The sequence below is a fragment of the Pseudomonas akapageensis genome (assembly GCF_011355085.1).
Taxonomy (GTDB): Bacteria; Pseudomonadota; Gammaproteobacteria; order Pseudomonadales; family Pseudomonadaceae; genus Aquipseudomonas; species Aquipseudomonas akapageensis.
This window is the reverse complement of the sequence record NZ_VXCP01000010.1, coordinates 439,477-455,973: the sequence shown is the minus strand read 5'-3', so window position 1 is coordinate 455,973 and position 16,497 is coordinate 439,477. Positions and strand designations below refer to the sequence as shown.

At 59.9% G+C, this 16,497-nt stretch carries 13 protein-coding genes; 9 read left to right on the top strand and 4 right to left on the bottom strand.

The window, feature by feature from the left end; genetic code table 11:
- Nucleotides 1-6: 6 nt before the first annotated feature.
- Together F2S13_RS09170 and F2S13_RS09165 are read right to left on the bottom strand one after the other, a co-directional pair.
- Nucleotides 7-3,108, bottom strand: a complete 3,102-nt coding sequence (locus tag F2S13_RS09170; protein ID WP_166360149.1) for a multidrug efflux RND transporter permease subunit — start codon at nt 3,106-3,108, stop codon at nt 7-9.
- Nucleotides 3,105-4,268, bottom strand: coding sequence for an efflux RND transporter periplasmic adaptor subunit (locus F2S13_RS09165; protein WP_166360148.1), 1,164 nt, complete (start codon nt 4,266-4,268; stop codon nt 3,105-3,107). The genes F2S13_RS09170 and F2S13_RS09165 overlap by 4 nt, the downstream gene beginning before the upstream one ends.
- Before the next feature lie 257 nt (nt 4,269-4,525).
- Here F2S13_RS09165 and F2S13_RS09160 point away from each other — a divergent pair, with 257 nt between their 5' ends.
- Nucleotides 4,526-4,804 (top strand): hypothetical protein, encoded by a 279-nt coding sequence (locus F2S13_RS09160; RefSeq protein ID WP_166360147.1) that lies wholly within the window; start codon nt 4,526-4,528, stop codon nt 4,802-4,804.
- Between the two features lie 10 nt (nt 4,805-4,814).
- Here the strand turns inward: F2S13_RS09160 and F2S13_RS09155 are convergent, their stop codons facing one another.
- Both F2S13_RS09155 and norR read right to left on the bottom strand, forming a co-directional pair.
- A complete protein-coding gene (locus F2S13_RS09155) occupies nt 4,815-5,714 on the bottom strand; it encodes a chemotaxis protein (RefSeq protein ID WP_166360146.1) in 900 nt (299 codons plus the stop codon).
- A 111-nt stretch (nt 5,715-5,825) separates the two neighbouring features.
- Nucleotides 5,826-7,382: a nitric oxide reductase transcriptional regulator NorR gene (norR, locus tag F2S13_RS09150; protein ID WP_166360145.1), complete on the bottom strand. Its 1,557-nt coding sequence runs from the start codon at nt 7,380-7,382 to the stop codon at nt 5,826-5,828.
- 161 nt (nt 7,383-7,543) lie between these two features.
- Between norR and hmpA the strand changes: the two genes are divergently transcribed.
- The 8 genes from hmpA (at nt 7,544) to alaC (ending at nt 16,432) form a co-directional block, all read left to right on the top strand.
- Nucleotides 7,544-8,725 (top strand): NO-inducible flavohemoprotein, encoded by a 1,182-nt coding sequence (gene hmpA / locus F2S13_RS09145; protein ID WP_166360144.1) that lies wholly within the window; start codon nt 7,544-7,546, stop codon nt 8,723-8,725.
- A gap of 268 nt (nt 8,726-8,993) precedes the next feature.
- Nucleotides 8,994-9,494: a disulfide bond formation protein B gene (locus tag F2S13_RS09140; protein WP_166360143.1), complete on the top strand. Its 501-nt coding sequence runs from the start codon at nt 8,994-8,996 to the stop codon at nt 9,492-9,494.
- Between the two features lie 544 nt (nt 9,495-10,038).
- Nucleotides 10,039-10,977 (top strand): ubiquinol oxidase subunit II, encoded by a 939-nt coding sequence (cyoA, locus tag F2S13_RS09135; protein WP_166360142.1) that lies wholly within the window; start codon nt 10,039-10,041, stop codon nt 10,975-10,977.
- Nucleotides 10,978-10,980: 3 nt separating this feature from the next.
- Nucleotides 10,981-13,002 (top strand): cytochrome o ubiquinol oxidase subunit I, encoded by a 2,022-nt coding sequence (gene cyoB, locus F2S13_RS09130; RefSeq protein ID WP_166360141.1) that lies wholly within the window; start codon nt 10,981-10,983, stop codon nt 13,000-13,002.
- A gap of 3 nt (nt 13,003-13,005) precedes the next feature.
- Nucleotides 13,006-13,629 (top strand): cytochrome o ubiquinol oxidase subunit III, encoded by a 624-nt coding sequence (locus tag F2S13_RS09125; protein WP_166360140.1) that lies wholly within the window; start codon nt 13,006-13,008, stop codon nt 13,627-13,629.
- A complete protein-coding gene (gene cyoD / locus F2S13_RS09120) occupies nt 13,630-13,962 on the top strand; it encodes a cytochrome o ubiquinol oxidase subunit IV (protein ID WP_166360139.1) in 333 nt (110 codons plus the stop codon).
- Between the two features lie 10 nt (nt 13,963-13,972).
- Complete coding sequence (gene cyoE / locus F2S13_RS09115) at nt 13,973-14,860, top strand: heme o synthase (RefSeq protein ID WP_166360138.1); 888 nt, start codon at nt 13,973-13,975, stop codon at nt 14,858-14,860.
- A 336-nt stretch (nt 14,861-15,196) separates the two neighbouring features.
- Nucleotides 15,197-16,432, top strand: a complete 1,236-nt coding sequence (gene alaC, locus F2S13_RS09110; RefSeq protein WP_166360137.1) for an alanine transaminase — start codon at nt 15,197-15,199, stop codon at nt 16,430-16,432.
- Nucleotides 16,433-16,497: the final 65 nt, after the last annotated feature.

Below are 16,497 nucleotides of genomic sequence, written 5' to 3'. Positions count from 1 at the left end.
CGTCTCTCAATTGGCGTTCGGCAGCGCCGGACCGGGCACTGGCCTGCGCCGGTGAAACAAGCGCTCCAGTGCCAAGTATATGACCGGGGTGGTGAACAGCGTCAGTGCCTGGCTGACCAGCAGCCCGCCAACCACGGCGATGCCCAGGGGCTGGCGCAGCTCGGCGCCGGCGCCATAGCCGAACATCAGGGGCAATGCGCCGAACAGTGCCGCCAGGGTGGTCATCATGATGGGCCGAAAGCGTGTCAGGCAGGCCTTGTGGATCGCTTCCTCAGGAGAGAGGCCGTGATTGCGTTGGGCATCGAGGGCGAAGTCGATCATCAGGATGCCGTTTTTCTTGACGATACCGATCAGCAGGACCACGCCGATCAGCCCCATGATCGAGAAATCCTGACCCCACAGCCAGAGCAGCAGCAAGGCGCCGATGCCGGCCGAGGGCAGGGTCGAGATGATGGTCAGCGGGTGCACGAAGCTTTCATAGAGCACGCCGAGGATGATATACACCGCCACCAGTGCCGCGAGAATCAGCCAGGGCTGGCTCGACAGCGAACTCTGGAACGCCTGAGCCGCCCCCTGGAACGTACCGATGATCGAGCTGGGCATCCCCAGGTCGCTCATGGCCTGGTTAAGGATATTCACCGCATCGCCCAGCGCTACGCCGGGTGCGAGGTTGAAAGACAGGTTGGCGGCGGGGAACAGGCCATCGTGGGCGATCGAGAGCGGGCCGGTACTGGGCGGCTCGACCCTGGCCAGCGCCGACAGGGGCACCATCTCGCCGCTTTGCGGTGAGCGCAGATAGAAGTAATTGAGGCTTTCGGCCTTGCCACGTTGCTCGGCATCGAGCTCGAGGATCACTTTGTACTGGTTGGTTTCGGTCTGGAACTCGCTGATCTGGCGTTGGCCGAAGGCGTCATAGAGTGCCTGGTCGACGTCGGTGGTGGTCAGGCCGAAGCGCGCAGCGGCGATGCGGTCGATGGTAATGCGGGTCACGCTGCCGCCCAGCTGCAGGTCGTTGGACAGGTCGCGAAACGCCGGGTTGGCGCGCAGGCGTTCGGTCAGGCGCTCGGTCCAGAGGTTCAGTGCCGGGCCGTCGTTGCTCTTGAGCACATACTGGTATTGGGCGCGGCTTGGGCCGGAGCTGAGGTTGATGTCCTGGCCGGCGCGCAGGTACAGGACAATGCCCGGTACCTTGGCCATTTTGGGGCGCAACTCATCGATGAACTGGTTGACCGAAACGTCGCGATCGCCCCGGTCTTTCAAGGCGATCCAGAAGCGGCCGTTGGCGATGGTCTGGTTGCTGCCCGTCACCCCGACGGAGTGGGAGAACGCCTTGACCGCCGGGTCGGCTTCGACGATTTTGGCCAGCGCTTTGTGTTTTTCGACCATGTCCGGGTAGGAGATATCGGCAGCCGCCTCGGTGGTCCCGAGCACGAAACCGGTGTCCTGCATCGGGAAGAATCCCTTGGGAATGGCAACATAACCCACCACGGCCATGACCACGGTCAGGCCGAAAATGCCGAGCATCAGGCGCTGGTGCGCCAGGGCGCGGACCAGGCCGGTGTCATACCAGGCCAGCAGACGCTTGCCCAGGGCCGGGCCCTTGCCGGGAACATGCGGCGGATTGCGCATGAACTGCGCGCAGAGCATGGGCGCCAGGGTCAGGGATACCACGATGGAGATGAGGATGGTGGAGGTCGCCGTGAGGGCGAACTCCTTGAACAGCCGGCCGACCACGCCGCCCATGAACAGCAGCGGAATGAACGCCGCGACCAGCGAGAAGCTGATCGACACCACGGTGAAGCCGATTTCCCCGGCACCCTTGATCGCCGCTTCACGCATGCCTTCGCCGGCTTCGAGATGCCGGTGGATGTTTTCCACCACCACGATGGCGTCATCGACCACGAAGCCGACCGCGACGACAATGGCCACCAGCGTCAGGTTGTTCAGACTGAAGCCCAACAGGTACATCATGGCGAAGCTGGCGACCAGTGACACGCCCAGCACGCTGGTGACGATCAGGGTGGCCGACAGTTGGCGCAGGAACAGCGCCATCACCGCAATCACCAGCAGCACGGCGATCATCAGGGTAACTTCGACTTCGTGCAGCGAGGCACGGATGGTCTGGGTGCGGTCGTTGAGTACCGAAACCTTGACCGAGGCCGGCAACATGGCCTCGAGCCTCGGCAGGGCATCGATCACCCGGTCGACGGTCTCCACGATATTGGCTCCGGGCTGGCGGAAGACCACCAGGTTGAGCCCTTGCTCCTGGCCGGACCAGGCTTGCACATAGGCGTTTTCCGCGCCATTGATGACCCGTGCCACATCCTTCAGGTGCACCGGCGCACCGTTGCGGTAGGACACGATCAGATCGGCATATTCGTCGGGGTGGAACAGCTGGTCGTTGGTTGCCAGGGTCGAGATACTGTTGTCGCCATAGAGTGCGCCCTTGGCCAGGTTCAGGCTGGTTTGCTGGATGGCCTGGCGCAGGTCGGCCAGCGTCAGGCCCAGGGTTGCCAGTTTTTCGGGCACGGCCTGGACGCGAATGGCCGGGCGCTGTTGGCCGGTAATGTTGATCAGGCCAACACCGTCGATCTGGCTCAACTGCCGCGCCAGCAGGGTTTCGGTGTAGTCGCTCAGTTCGTTGGCGGGCATCTGCGTTGAACTGACGGTGAGGATCAGCACCGGGCTGTCGGCCGGGTTGACCTTGCGCCAGGTGGGCAGGCTTGGCATGTCCTGGGGCAGGCGCCCGGCCGCAGTATTGATCGCGGCCTGGACTTCCTGGGCGGCGGTGTCGATGCTCTTGTCGAGGGTGAACTGCAGGATCAGGTTGGTGGAGCCCAGCGCGCTGCTGGAGGTCATCTGGGTCATGCCGGGAATGGCGCTGAATTGCACCTCGAGCGGCGTGGCGACCGATGACGCCATGGTTTCGGGGCTGGCGCCCGGCAGCAGGGCATTGACCTGAATGGTCGGGAACTCGGCTTCGGGCAAGGGCGCGATCGGCAGCCGGGGAAAGGCGATGGCACCGAGCAGGACCAGGGCGAACGTCAGCAGCACGGTCGCGATCGGATGATCGACGCACCAGGCTGAAATCGAGCCACGGCCTCTCATGGTTGCACCTGGCTGCCAGCGACCTGTTCGGGTTCGATGGTATCGGGTGAAACCTGCACGCGGGCACCGGGCTTGAGGCGTGACTGGCCGTCGGATACCAGCACGTCGCCATCGACCACGCCGCTGATGATGTTCAGGTCGCTGTCCTGATACAGCACCTTGACCGGCACCGACTCGACCTTGTCGCCACTGACCCGGTACACGAAGTGCTGCTCGATGCCGCGTTGCACGACTTGCGGCGGGACGACCAGTGCATCGCGATCCAGGGCCGTCTGCACCTTGATGGTCACCAGTTGCCCCGGCCAGAGTTTCGCCTCGTGGTTGTCGAACACGGCCTTGGCGCGAATGGTGCCGGTATTGGCGCTTACCTGGTTGTCGATCAGGCTCAACTTGCCTTCGGCAAGCAGGCTTCCTTCGGCTTTGCCATTACCGCCCAGGTAGGCTTTGACAACGGCCGGGACGGGGGAATTGACCAGGGCTTGCAAGGTCGGCAGCAGTTGTTGGGGCAGAGAGAACTCGACCCCGATCGGGTCGATCTGGGTGACCGTGAACAGGCCCTGGGTGTCAGCGACCCTGAGGAAGTTGCCTTCATCGACATTGCGGATGCCGACACGGCCTGTGACCGGCGAGCGGATCTGGGTATAGGACAACTGCACCTGTGCCGAGGCAATCGCGGCCTGGTTGCCCAGGACGGTGGCCTTGAGGCGGTTGTACAAGGCCTGTTGCTGATCCAGGGTTTGCCGGGAGACGCCGTTGTCTTCGCTGAGCAGGCGGTAGCGCTTGAGGTCGACTTCAGCCACCTGCAATTGCGCCTGGCTTTCGGCCAGCTGTGCCTTGGCCTGGTCAAGACTGGCACGGATCGAGCGATCATCGATGGTGGCCAGCAGGTCGCCTTCCTTGACCCATTGGCCTTCCTTGACCGGCAGCCGGGTCAACACGCCTTCGACCTGTGGACGGATCACCACGCTGTGCAGCGACAGTACCGAACCGATGCCGCTGATGTAGCGCGGGACGTCTTGCTGGCGTGCACTAATCACTTTGACGGGGACCGCCACGGCGATCGCGGGCTTGATCGGCGCCGGGCGGGTCAGGGCCCAGGCGACGGAGGCCAGGACGATGAGGGTCGCGATGATCACGGCTTTCTTGGTCTGGGTTCGCATGCTTGCTGGGCGCCGGTGCCGGGGAAGGTGGAGGTATGGGAGTATCGAGATTCTCTCTTATAGCCTGCTGATCCGGTCAGCAGGGTGACTGAAAACTGACAGGATTGTCAGAGAGCGGGGTCTGATCTTCCTGATATAGGCATACCTGGCTATTTTCAGCCGTTTCCTACGCTTTCGACAGATTTTGCTAATGGATGGTTTACGCACTTGCCGTGAGACTTGCCAGCTTCTCGATCAGCTATAAAAAGAGGCTGCCAGTGGATAGCCAGGCTCGAAACGATTCACTGAAAACGCTGCTGGTATTTTTGCCGCTGTTGATGCTGTCGTTGACTCCCGGGTTGAGCGGCGCGCACGGGTGTCAGTTTTTACTGCCTTGGGCGGCAATCATCTGGTATGCCGCACGCCTGGAGCATTCGCCATTGCGCTGGGCGATCATGAGTTCCCTGGTACTGCTGGCGGTGAGCCTGAGGTACCACGAAGACAGTTCGCTGATCATGTCGGCGATTGCTGTGCTCTATGTGTTCATCTGGCTGTAGTGCGCCCGGTTCAAAGGCCCTGGGCTTCTACCGCCCGGGCAGCACGGATCAGGCAGTCGGTCAGGTCCGGCGAGGAAAACTTCGTCAAGACCGCATTGGCACCGGCTGCATTGGCTTTTTCACTGTTCATGGCGCTGTCCAGCGAGGTATGCAGCAGTACGTAGAGGTCGCGGAAGTCCGGGGTTTCGCGCAAGGTACGGGTCAGGGCATACCCGTCCATCTCGGACATCTCGATATCCGAGACCACCACGTTGATCTGCTCGGGGGTGCCTTGCAGTTCCAGTAGCCGTTCGATGGCTTCGCGAGCACTGCGCGCGGTGTGGCAGTCGATACCCAGGTTGCGCAGGGTCAAAAGCGATTGTTGCAGCGCGACCTGGCTGTCATCGACCACCAGGATATTGGCCTTGGCCAGAACCGCGGCATCTTCGTCGCTCAGTGTGGCCGGAGATGCTTCTATCGGTGCCGGCGCAATGCCGTGTATGACTTTCTCGATATCCAGCACTTGCACCAGCATGCCGTCGACCTGGGTCACGCCGGTGATGAAGGATTTGTTCCCGGCACCGTAGGGCGGCGGGCGGATATCGGTGGTCAGGCAGTGCACGATCTTGCTCACGGCCTGAACATGCAAGCCTTGTTTGGAGCGACTGATGTCGGTGACGATCAGGCAGCCACCTTTGGGGTCGAGCAGGGGCATCTCGCCTATCGCCCGGCTGAGGTCGATCACTGACAGCGATGCGCCACGCAGCGTGGCCACGCCTTTGACGTGAGGGTGAGACTCGGGCAGTCGGGTCAGCGACGGCAAGGGAATGATTTCGCTGACTTTCAGCAGGTTGATTGCCATGAGCTTGCCGCTGCGCAAGGTGAACAGCAGCAGCGAAAGAGAGTCTGCGCGAGCGTTTGGGGAAGCCATGGAAAAACCTTCTGGGTCAGGCCGCTGGAAAAACAGGATACCGGGTTATCGACCTGCCGGCCCCAGGCTTTAGCCGTGGCATTGAACTATTGAGCATGCTATCGGTTGTGCTCATTTCAAACCCAGGCGTTTGGCCAGTCTGCCGAGGTTGGCGCGATCCAGGCCCAACTCCCGGGCGGCACTGGCCCAGTTGTGCTGATGACGGCCGAGGCAAGCTTCTATCATTTGCCGCTGATACTGATCGGTTGCCTGACGCAGGTCGCCGACGGCAGTTGCCACGCCCGCGAGAGGTGCCAGTGCGGTTGCATCCTCATTCGGGGCCGAGGGGGAGGGCAGGTCCAGGTCGGCAGCGCTCAGGCTCAGGATTTTCGGCCTTGTGCGATGCTGGCCGAGCGCCTTGAGCGCGGAGCGACCAATCAAGTGTTCCAGTTCGCGGACGTTGCCCGGCCAATCGTAGGCCAGCAGCGCCGCCTGTGCATCAGTCGTCAGGCGCAGGCTGCCCAGGCCCATTCGCGAGCGGTTCTGTTCGAGAAAGTAGCCGCTGAGCAACAGCACATCCTTGCCGCGTTCTTGCAGCGACGGGACCTGCAAGGGATAGACGCTCAGGCGATGGTAGAAGTCGGCGCGATAACGGCCGCTGCGCACCTCTTCGGCCAGGTCGCGGTTAGTGGCGGCGATCAAACGGACATTGACCTGGTGTTCCTCGTCCGAGCCCAGGCGTTGAAGTTGACCGCTCTGCAGTACGCGCAAGAGCTTGGCCTGGACGGTCAGCGAAAGCTCGCCGACTTCGTCGAGAAACAGCGTACCGCCATCGGCCAGCTCGAACTTGCCCCGCCGGTCGCTCAATGCTCCCGTAAAGGCACCGCGCACATGGCCGAACAACTCACTCTCGACCAGCGTGTCGGGCAGCGCGGCGCAGTTGAGGCTGATCATGGGTTTGTGCGCGCGGGGCGATGCCGCGTGAATTGCCTGGGCGACCAGCTCCTTGCCGACACCGGTCTGGCCGGTAATGAGCACCGTCAGGTCACTGCTGCCCACCAGGCCAATTTCTTCGATCAGGCGCTTGTGCGCCTTGCTCTGGCCGATCAGTTCCTTGCTCTGTTGGCCGCTGGCCTGCCGATAGACCTCGGCACGCTGGTGTTCGTCTTCTGCGCGCAAGGCCAGCCGCTCGATGCGATCGGCAACGTTGACGGTCGCTGCCGCCAGGCTGGCGAATGCCTGCAGGGCGTCCAGTTCGATACTGTCGAAACGCTGCGGGTCGAGTGCGTCCAGGGTCAACAGGCCCCAGGGGCGCTCGTCGATAAACAGCGGGCAGCCCAGGCAGTCATGGACCTCGAGATGGTGATGCAAGCCGTCGACCAAGCCGTCATAGGGGTCGGGCAAATCGCTGTCGCTGGCAAAGCGTGTGGGTTCGGGGTTGTCGAGCAGCACCTGAAAGCGTGGGTGTTCACTGACCTTGAAGCGACGCCCGAGGGTGTCATCGCTCAGGCCATCGACGGCCATTGGCACCAGCCATTCGCCATCCAGGCGCAGGAGGGCGGCGGCATCGCAGGGGAGCAGGGCGCGCATGGATTCAAGCAAGCGCCGATAACGCTCGCGCTCCGGAAGTTCGCGGGAGAGGTCGCTGACAAGGGGCAACAAGGCGGTGAGCAGGTTTTTTGCGGTCATAATGACTCCATCAGGTCTAAATGACTATAAGCCCTCGAGAGTCATATTGACTATATTGTTTTTAAGTGATTGATTCATAACTAGTTTTTAGTTGGCACGATACCTGATTACTGGAAAAGCAAGTTAAACCATCAAGCAGCCACAAGTTCAGGAGACACCACATGCTTAGTGCCCAGTATCGCGCCATCGTCAAATCCACTGTTCCGCTTCTGGAGAGTGGCGGTGAAGCCCTGACCACGCATTTCTACAAGGTGATGCTCAGCGAATATCCGCAAGTGCGGCCGCTGTTCAACCAAGCTCACCAGGCCAGCGGCGACCAGCCGCGTGCATTGGCCAATGGCGTGCTGATGTACGCCCGGCACATCGATCAGCTGGACCAGCTGGGTGGTCTGGTCGGCCAGATCATCAACAAGCATGTCGCCTTGCAAATCCTTCCGGAGCACTACCCGATCGTCGGTAGCTGCCTGTTGCGCGCCATTGAAGAAGTGCTGGGCAGCGAGATCGCGACACCTGAGGTCATAGCGGCCTGGGCGGCGGCTTATCAACAGCTGGCGGATATCCTGATTGGCGCAGAAGCTGCAATGTATGAGCAGAAAGCCGCTGCCGTCGGCGGCTGGCGCGGTACGCGAGTGTTCAGGCTGGTCGAGCGGGTGGAAGAAAGTGCCGAGATCGTCTCGCTCTATTTCGCTCCGGTCGACGGTGGCGACATTCTCGCATTCGAAGCTGGCCAGTACATCGGGATGAAGTTGATCATCGATGGCGAAGAGCATCGCCGTAATTACTCCTTGTCGGCGCTGGCCAAGGCCGGGCAGTACCGGATCAGCGTCAAGCGTGAAACTGGTGGCAAGGTGTCGAATTACCTGCACGACCACCTGCGCGTCGGCGACACCCTGCAACTGTTCCCGCCGTCGGGCGAGTTCACTCTGGCGGTCAGTGAGAAACCTCTGGTGCTCATCAGTGGCGGGGTGGGTATTACGCCAACACTGGCGATGCTCGAATCGGCGCTTTCAACCGGGCGCCTGGTGCATTTCATTCACTGTGCCCGCAATGGCTCGGTGCATGCCTTCCGCGACTGGATCGACGGATTGGCCGCACGGCATCCGCAGCTCAAGCGCTTCTATTGCTATGACGAAGATGACGGGGTCAGCCCGCCAGCGGACGCTGTCGGGTTGTTGGATGAGAAACAGCTGGGGCAATGGTTGCCCGTGGAGCGGGATCTGGATGCCTATTTCCTGGGGCCGAAGGGCTTCATGGCGGCGGTGAAGCGTCACCTCAAAGGGCTGGGGGTGCCTGAGCACCAGAGCCGGTATGAGTTCTTTGGGCCGGCTTCGGCTTTGGAGTGAATCTCTACTAATTGAGGTTGGCTGATCCGGCCTCATCGCCGGCAAGCCGGCTCCCACAGAGATTGTGTTGGATATGGACTCTGTGGGAGCTGGCTTGTCGGATCGCCGCACCGCAGCGATGGGGCCGGTACTGACACCCCACAAAACATTATCCAAATGTTAATCCTGATTTAATCCCCCTATCCCTAACTGCATGATGCCAACGCTCAGCGTGTAAACTTCTGGCTATTCACACGTTCCAAGCGTCACATACAGATAAGGAAAGGGAATGAACGAACACATGCTGAATCGCGAGCGGCGTTTTCTGGTTCTGCTCGGGATCATCTGCCTCTCGTTGATTGGCGGTGCTTTATATATGCAGGTCGTCCTGGGCGAAGCGCCTTGCCCGTTGTGCATCCTGCAGCGCTATGCCTTGTTGTTGATCGCCGTGTTCGCTTTCATCGGAGCAGCCATGCGGGGCACGCGTGGCGTAACGATCTTCGAAGGGCTGGTGGTCCTCAGTGCCTTGGGCGGCATTGCCGCGGCGGGCAATCATGTCTATATCCTGGCGCACCCTGCGGTGAGTTGTGGCATCGATACCTTGCAGCCGATCGTCGATGGCCTGCCGTTGGCCTCGGTGTTGCCGCTGGTGTTTCAGGTCGATGGTTTCTGCTCCACGCCTTACCCACCGGTTCTGGGTTTGTCGCTGGCGCAATGGGCACTGTTGGCATTCGTGCTGACGGCCATTCTGGTGCCGTTGGGCATCTATCGGAACCGCCGTCGTCCGTAAGCGAATTTCACGCCATGAAATAGAATTGCCCTGGACTTCGATAAGAAAGGTCGGGGCATTTTTTTTGCCCGTGTTCTTATAAAATCCCTCTAAATACAATGACTTAAAGCGGGTGCGTCAGGTGCGACAATGTGTCGCGAAGTGGCTTATTGTTGCAGAATCGGTAAGGAACTGTTGCTAAATAAGTCATAGTCAACACTAGGTTACATATCTACAATCGCCCCAAATTTCGCTCGGCACCGCTTCGCGAGTCGTAAAACAGGGGAGCACAGGCTCCTTTGACTGACTCGGAAATGCATCGCCGCAGTGATGCCGGGCTGATACCCCTCCGTGATTTCCGCCAAATGGAATTGGTCTGAAAACAGGCTCCAAGCCAACGATTTCAGAATAATAGACCACCGCAATACACAGGTCTTGCCGAGCAGCCGCAGCTGATTCCGAGGCATGCCCGTATTCAATCCCGATAAATGCTGACGCTTGGCAGGACGAAGTGTCGGCGATCAAAACACCATTGCATTGAAGCAGCCGCTTTAGAGGTCGAGAGATGAGTAAAAAGCGTTACCCCAGACTGTTTGGCATTTTGCCCTTTTTAGGCATGCTTTTTCTCGGTGGGTGCAACATGACCCTGCTCAACCCGAAAGGGCAGGTGGGCATGGACGAGAGAAACCTGATTCTCATCGCAACCGGGCTGATGCTGCTGGTGGTGATCCCCGTGATCATTATGACCATCGCGTTCGCCTGGAAATACCGCGCGTCCAACAAGGCAGCCACCTACACGCCTGACTGGTCCCACTCGACCAAGATCGAAATCGCGGTCTGGGCTGTTCCGGTGATGATCATCATCGCCCTGGGTTACTTCACCTACATTTCGACCCACAAGCTGGACCCGTATCGTCCGCTTGAATCCGACGTGAAGCCTGTGACCATCGAAGTGGTCGCCATGGACTGGAAGTGGCTGTTCATCTATCCGGAACAAGGCATTGCCACGGTCAACAAGATCGTCTTCCCGGCCAACACCCCGGTCAATTTCAAGATTACTTCCGACTCGGTGATGAACTCGTTCTTCATCCCGGCACTCGGTGGCCAGATCTACGCCATGGCGGGCATGCAGACCAAGCTGCACCTGATCGCCAATGAAAACGGCGAGTTCGACGGTATCTCCGCCAACTACAGTGGCGCAGGTTTTACCGGCATGAAATTCAAAGCGTACGCCACCTCTCAGGCCGATTTCGATGCCTGGGTCAGTGAAGTCAAGAAGGCACCTAAACAGCTTGAAAAAGCTGAATACGACGCCTTGGCCAAACCTAGCGAAAACAACCCGGTCGAGCTCTATTCCTCGGTTCCGGCGAACCTGTTCCAGACCATCATCGACAAGTATGAAGGCATGAACAAAGGCAAGCCGCACCACCACGAGGGCAAAGAAGTCGCCGCGATGGAAGGGATGGACATGAGTATGCATTCAGCTGCTGGGGCAGAGGAGTAAAAGATGTTCGGTAAACTAAGTCTGGACGCGATACCGTTCCACGAGCCGATAGTCATGGTGACCATTGCCATGATCGCGCTCGGCGGTCTCGCGGTGGTGGGTGCTATCACCTATTTCCGCAAGTGGAGCTACTTGTGGACCGAGTGGCTGACTTCGGTCGACCACAAGAAAATCGGCGTGATGTACATCGTTGTCGCCATGATCATGCTGCTGCGTGGTTTTGCCGACGCCATCATGATGCGCTCGCAACTGGCACTGGCCTCCGGCGGTGGCGAAGGCTACCTGCCGCCTGAACACTATGACCAGATCTTCACCGCTCACGGTGTGATCATGATCATCTTCATGGCGATGCCATTCTTCACCGGCTTGATGAACATCGTGGTGCCGCTGCAAATCGGCGCCCGTGACGTGGCCTTCCCGTTCCTGAACTCCCTGAGCTTCTGGCTGCTGGTGTCGGGCGTGGTGCTGATCAACCTGTCGCTGGGCGTGGGTGAATTCGCCAAGACCGGTTGGGTTGCCTATCCGCCGCTGTCCGAGCTGGGCTATAGCCCGGGCGTGGGTGTGGACTACTACATCTGGGCACTACAGTTATCAGGTCTGGGTACGACGCTGACCGGGGTCAACTTCCTGGCCACCGTGCTGAAAATGCGCGCCCCTGGCATGAAGCTGATGGACATGCCGATCTTCACCTGGACCTGCAGCTGGGCCAACGTCCTGATCGTCGCTTCCTTCCCGATCCTGACCGCTACCCTGGCACTGCTGACTGTCGACCGTTACCTGGGCTTCCACATCTTCACCAACGAGTTGGGGGGCAACCCCATGATGTACGTCAACTTGTTCTGGGCGTGGGGCCACCCTGAGGTTTACATCCTGATCCTGCCGGCCTTCGGTGTGTTCTCGGAAGTGATCTCGACCTTTACCGGTAAAGCACTGTTCGGTCACAAGTCCATGGTCTACGCCAGCGGCGCGATCAGCGTCCTGGGCTTCGTGGTCTGGCTGCACCACTTCTTCACCATGGGTTCGGGTGCCAGCGTCAACGCCTTCTTCGGCCTGGCGACGATGCTGATTTCCATCCCCACGGGTGTGAAGCTATTCAACTGGCTATTCACCATTTACCAGGGCCGCCTGCGCTTCACCGCCCCGGTAATGTGGACCCTGGGCTTCATGATCACCTTCTCCATCGGTGGCATGACCGGCGTTCTGCTGGCCGTACCGGGTGCTGACTTCGTTCTGCACAACAGCCTGTTCGTGATCGCGCACTTCCACAACGTGATCATCGGCGGCGCGGTATTCGGTTACATCGCAGGTTTCGCCTTCTGGTTCCCGAAAGCCTTCGGCTTCAAGCTGAACGAGAAGTGGGGCAAGGCAGCGTTCTGGTTCTGGATCTCCGGTTTCTACGTAGCGTTCATGCCGCTGTACGCACTGGGCTTCATGGGCATGACCCGTCGCCTGAACAGCTCGACCAACCCTGAGTGGACCCCGTACCTGTACGTCGCGTTGGCCGGTGCGGTGCTGATCCTGTTCGGTATCGCCTGCCAGTTGATCCAGATCTACGTGAGTATCCGTGATCGCAAGGACAACCTGGACGTGACCGGTGACCCATGGAACGGCCACACCCTGGAATGGTCGACTTCGTCGCCACCACCGTTCTACAACTTCGCGCACCTGCCGCAAAATGCTGGCCTGGACGCGTTCACCGCAGCCAAGCGCAACGGTTCGGCATACAAGGTTCCGGGTCGCTACACCGCGATTCACATGCCACACAACACCGCTACCGGTCTGTGGATGGGCCTGCTGTTGACCGTCTTCGGGTTTGCCATGATCTGGCACATCTGGTGGCTGGCCGGCGCAAGCCTGGTGGGCACCATCGCTGTCTTCGTCGCTCACGCTGCACGTGACGACCAGGGCTACATGGTTCCGGCCGAAGAAGTGGCGCGTATTGAAGGCGAGCGCTTGAAGGCTCTGGGTCTGGCTCCGGCTGCCCCGGTGCACGGCGCACGTGTCGAACAGTTGGAGCGGGTGTAAATAATGTCCAATCTGGTAATGAATGCTGATGCTGCTCATGGTCACGACCATGGGCACGATGACCACCACGACGCAGGCCCGATGACCGTATTCGGTTTCTGGCTGTACCTGATGACCGACTGCATTCTGTTTGCGTCGCTCTTCGCTGCCTACGCCGTGCTGTCCAACAACTTTGCTGGTGGGCCGTCGGGCCACGATATTTTTGAACTGGATTACGTGCTGGGTGAAACCGCGCTGCTCCTGTTCTCCAGTATCACCTTCGGCTTCTCCATGCTGGCGATGTACAAGGGCAAGAAAAATGCCGTGCTGGCCTGGCTGGCCATCACCTTCCTGTTCGGCCTGGGCTTCATCGGCATGGAAGTCAACGAGTTCCATCACCTGATCGCCGAGGGCTTCGGTCCTCAGCGCAGCGGCTTCCTGTCGGGCTTCTTCACGCTGGTCGGTACCCACGGCCTGCACGTGACCAGCGGCCTGATCTGGATGGGCGTGATGATGTATCAGATCAACAAGAACGGTCTGAGCGCTACCACCAACACCCGCATGAGCTGCCTGAGCCTGTTCTGGCACTTCCTGGACGTGGTATGGATCTGCGTGTTCACCGTTGTCTACCTGATGGGGACTCTGTAAATGGCAAATGCACACAACTCCCACGCAGCGCATAGCCACGGCAGCGTGAAGTCCTACGGCATCGGCTTTGTGCTCTCGGTCATCCTGACGATCATTCCGTTCGGCCTGGTGATGTACCCGAGCCTGCCGAAGGAGATGACCCTGTGGATCATCGTGGCCTTCGCCGCGATCCAGGTGCTGGTGCACCTGGTCTACTTCCTGCACCTGGACCGCTCTGCCGAGCAGCGCTGGAACGTGACCGCCTTTGCCTTTACGGCGATGGTCATCGCGTTCCTGGTCGGCCTGGCGCTGTGGATCATGTCCAGCATCCATACCGTCATGATGGCGCACTGAGGAAGAAGGCATGTCCATTAAGCACTTTATCCAAATCACCAAACCGGGGATCATTTTCGGTAACGTGCTTTCTGTGGCAGGCGGCTTTTTCCTGGCCTCGCAAGGGCATGTCGATTTCGCCTTGTTCCTGGCCGCGGTGATTGGTACTTCGTTGGTGGTGGCGTCCGGTTGCGTGTTCAACAACTGCATCGACCGTGACATCGACGTGAAGATGGAGCGCACCAAGAACCGTGCAATGGTCCAGGGCCTGATCTCGACCAAGGTCGCGCTGGCCTATGCCACCCTCCTGGGGGTGGCGGGGCTTGGCCTGCTGTATCAGCAGGCCAATGCGCTGGCTGCCTTGTTCGGCCTGATCGGTTTCATCATCTATGTAGGTTTCTACAGCCTGTACCTGAAGCGCAAATCGGTGCACGGCACCCTGGTGGGGAGCCTTTCCGGCGCCATGCCTCCGGTGATCGGCTACTGCGCCGTGAGCAACAGCTTCGACCTGGCTGCCTTGACCCTGCTGGTGATGTTCAGCCTGTGGCAGATGCCGCATTCCTATGCCATTGCGATCTTCCGCTTCAACGACTACCTGGCCGCTTCGATTCCGGTTCTGCCGGTCAAGCGCGGTATTGTCGTGGCCAAGAAGCACATCCTGTTCTACATCCTGGCCTTCCTCGTGGCGACCTTGATGCTGACCCTGGGCGGCTACGCCGGGATGAGCTACCTGGCCGTGGCCGCAGCCATGGGCATGTACTGGTTGTACATGGCCTGGACTGGCTACAAGGCCGTGGACGATCGTCTCTGGGCGCGCAAGCTGTTCGTGTTCTCGATCTTCACCATCACCGCGTTGAGCGTGGCGATGTCGCTGGATTTCAAGGCACCGACCGAGTTGTTGCTGACTTACGCGCATTGAGATTGATGCTTTAAACAAGAACGCCCCGGGCTGCAGAGCTCGGGGCGTTTTTGTTTGTGCGCCAGTCACACCTCGTTCCCACGCTCTGCGTCGTACGTCGACGCTGGAGCGTCTATACCTGCATTCCCACGCAGAGCGTGGGAACGAGGCTGGTTAGGATTCGGAGCCATATGCCGAAAATAAGCATGTATACAAATTAAAATCCCAAAAATATTAAATAAAACAGGAAAATATTCTGGACAGCCACTGACCACAGGATTTATCTTCAGCCCTACGGCCACCACAGTGGCCGGCGTCGCTCGGACGGTTCCGGGCGCTTACGTAGCCGAGGAAATCATGGCCGAACAAGGTTCGTCGCGCCGCTTTGCGCGCATCGATCGTCTCCCCCCCTATGTCTTCAATATCACCGCCGAGCTGAAAATGGCCGCTCGCCGCCGTGGCGAAGACATCATCGACTTGAGCATGGGCAACCCCGACGGTGCGACCCCGCCGCATATCGTCGAAAAACTCGTGCAGGTCGCCCAGCGCGAAGATACCCACGGTTATTCGACCTCGCGCGGCATCCCGCGTCTGCGTCGCGCCATCTCACGCTGGTACAAGGACCGCTACGAGGTCGATATCGACCCGGAAAGCGAAGCCATCGTCACCATCGGCTCCAAGGAAGGCCTGGCGCACCTGATGCTTGCCACCCTCGACCATGGCGACACGGTGCTGGTGCCCAATCCCAGCTACCCGATTCATATCTACGGCGCAGTGATTGCAGGTGCCCAGGTCCGTTCGGTGCCGCTGGTGCCCGGTGTGGACTTCTTCAATGAGCTTGAGCGGGCGATTCGCGAGTCGATCCCCAAGCCGAAGATGATGATCCTCGGTTTCCCGTCCAACCCGACCGCCCAGTGTGTCGAGCTGGATTTCTTCGAGCGCGTGGTAGCCCTGGCCAAGCAGTACGATGTGCTGGTGGTACACGACCTGGCCTATGCCGACATCGTCTATGACGGCTGGAAAGCGCCATCGATCATGCAGGTCCCCGGGGCCAAGGACATTGCGGTGGAGTTCTTCACCTTGTCCAAGAGCTACAACATGGCCGGCTGGCGTATCGGCTTCATGGTCGGTAATCCGGAACTGGTCAACGCCCTGGCGCGGATCAAGAGCTACCACGACTACGGCACTTTCACCCCGCTGCAGGTGGCGGCCATTGCTGCACTGGAAGGCGATCAGACCTGCGTCCACGAAATCGCCGAGCAGTATCGTCAACGCCGCAATGTGCTGGCCAAGGGCTTGCACGAACTGGGCTGGATGGTCGAGGTGCCCAAGGCGTCCATGTACATCTGGGCGAAGATTCCCGAGCAGTATGCGCACCTGGGCTCGCTGGAGTTCGCCAAGAAGCTTCTGGCCGAAGCCAAGGTCTGCGTGTCGCCGGGGATCGGTTTCGGTGACTACGGCGACGACCATGTGCGCTTTGCCCTGATCGAGAACCAGGACCGGATTCGCCAGGCCGTGCGCGGCATTCGGCAGATGTTCCGGGCTGATGGGTTCGAACCGGCAACGACGAAACCGGCCAAGGCGCCACGCTGACCTGCCGACAGCCGTGATCGCACCTCTGCCGGCGCCTGGGGTCCAACCAAGGGAATGACCCCAGG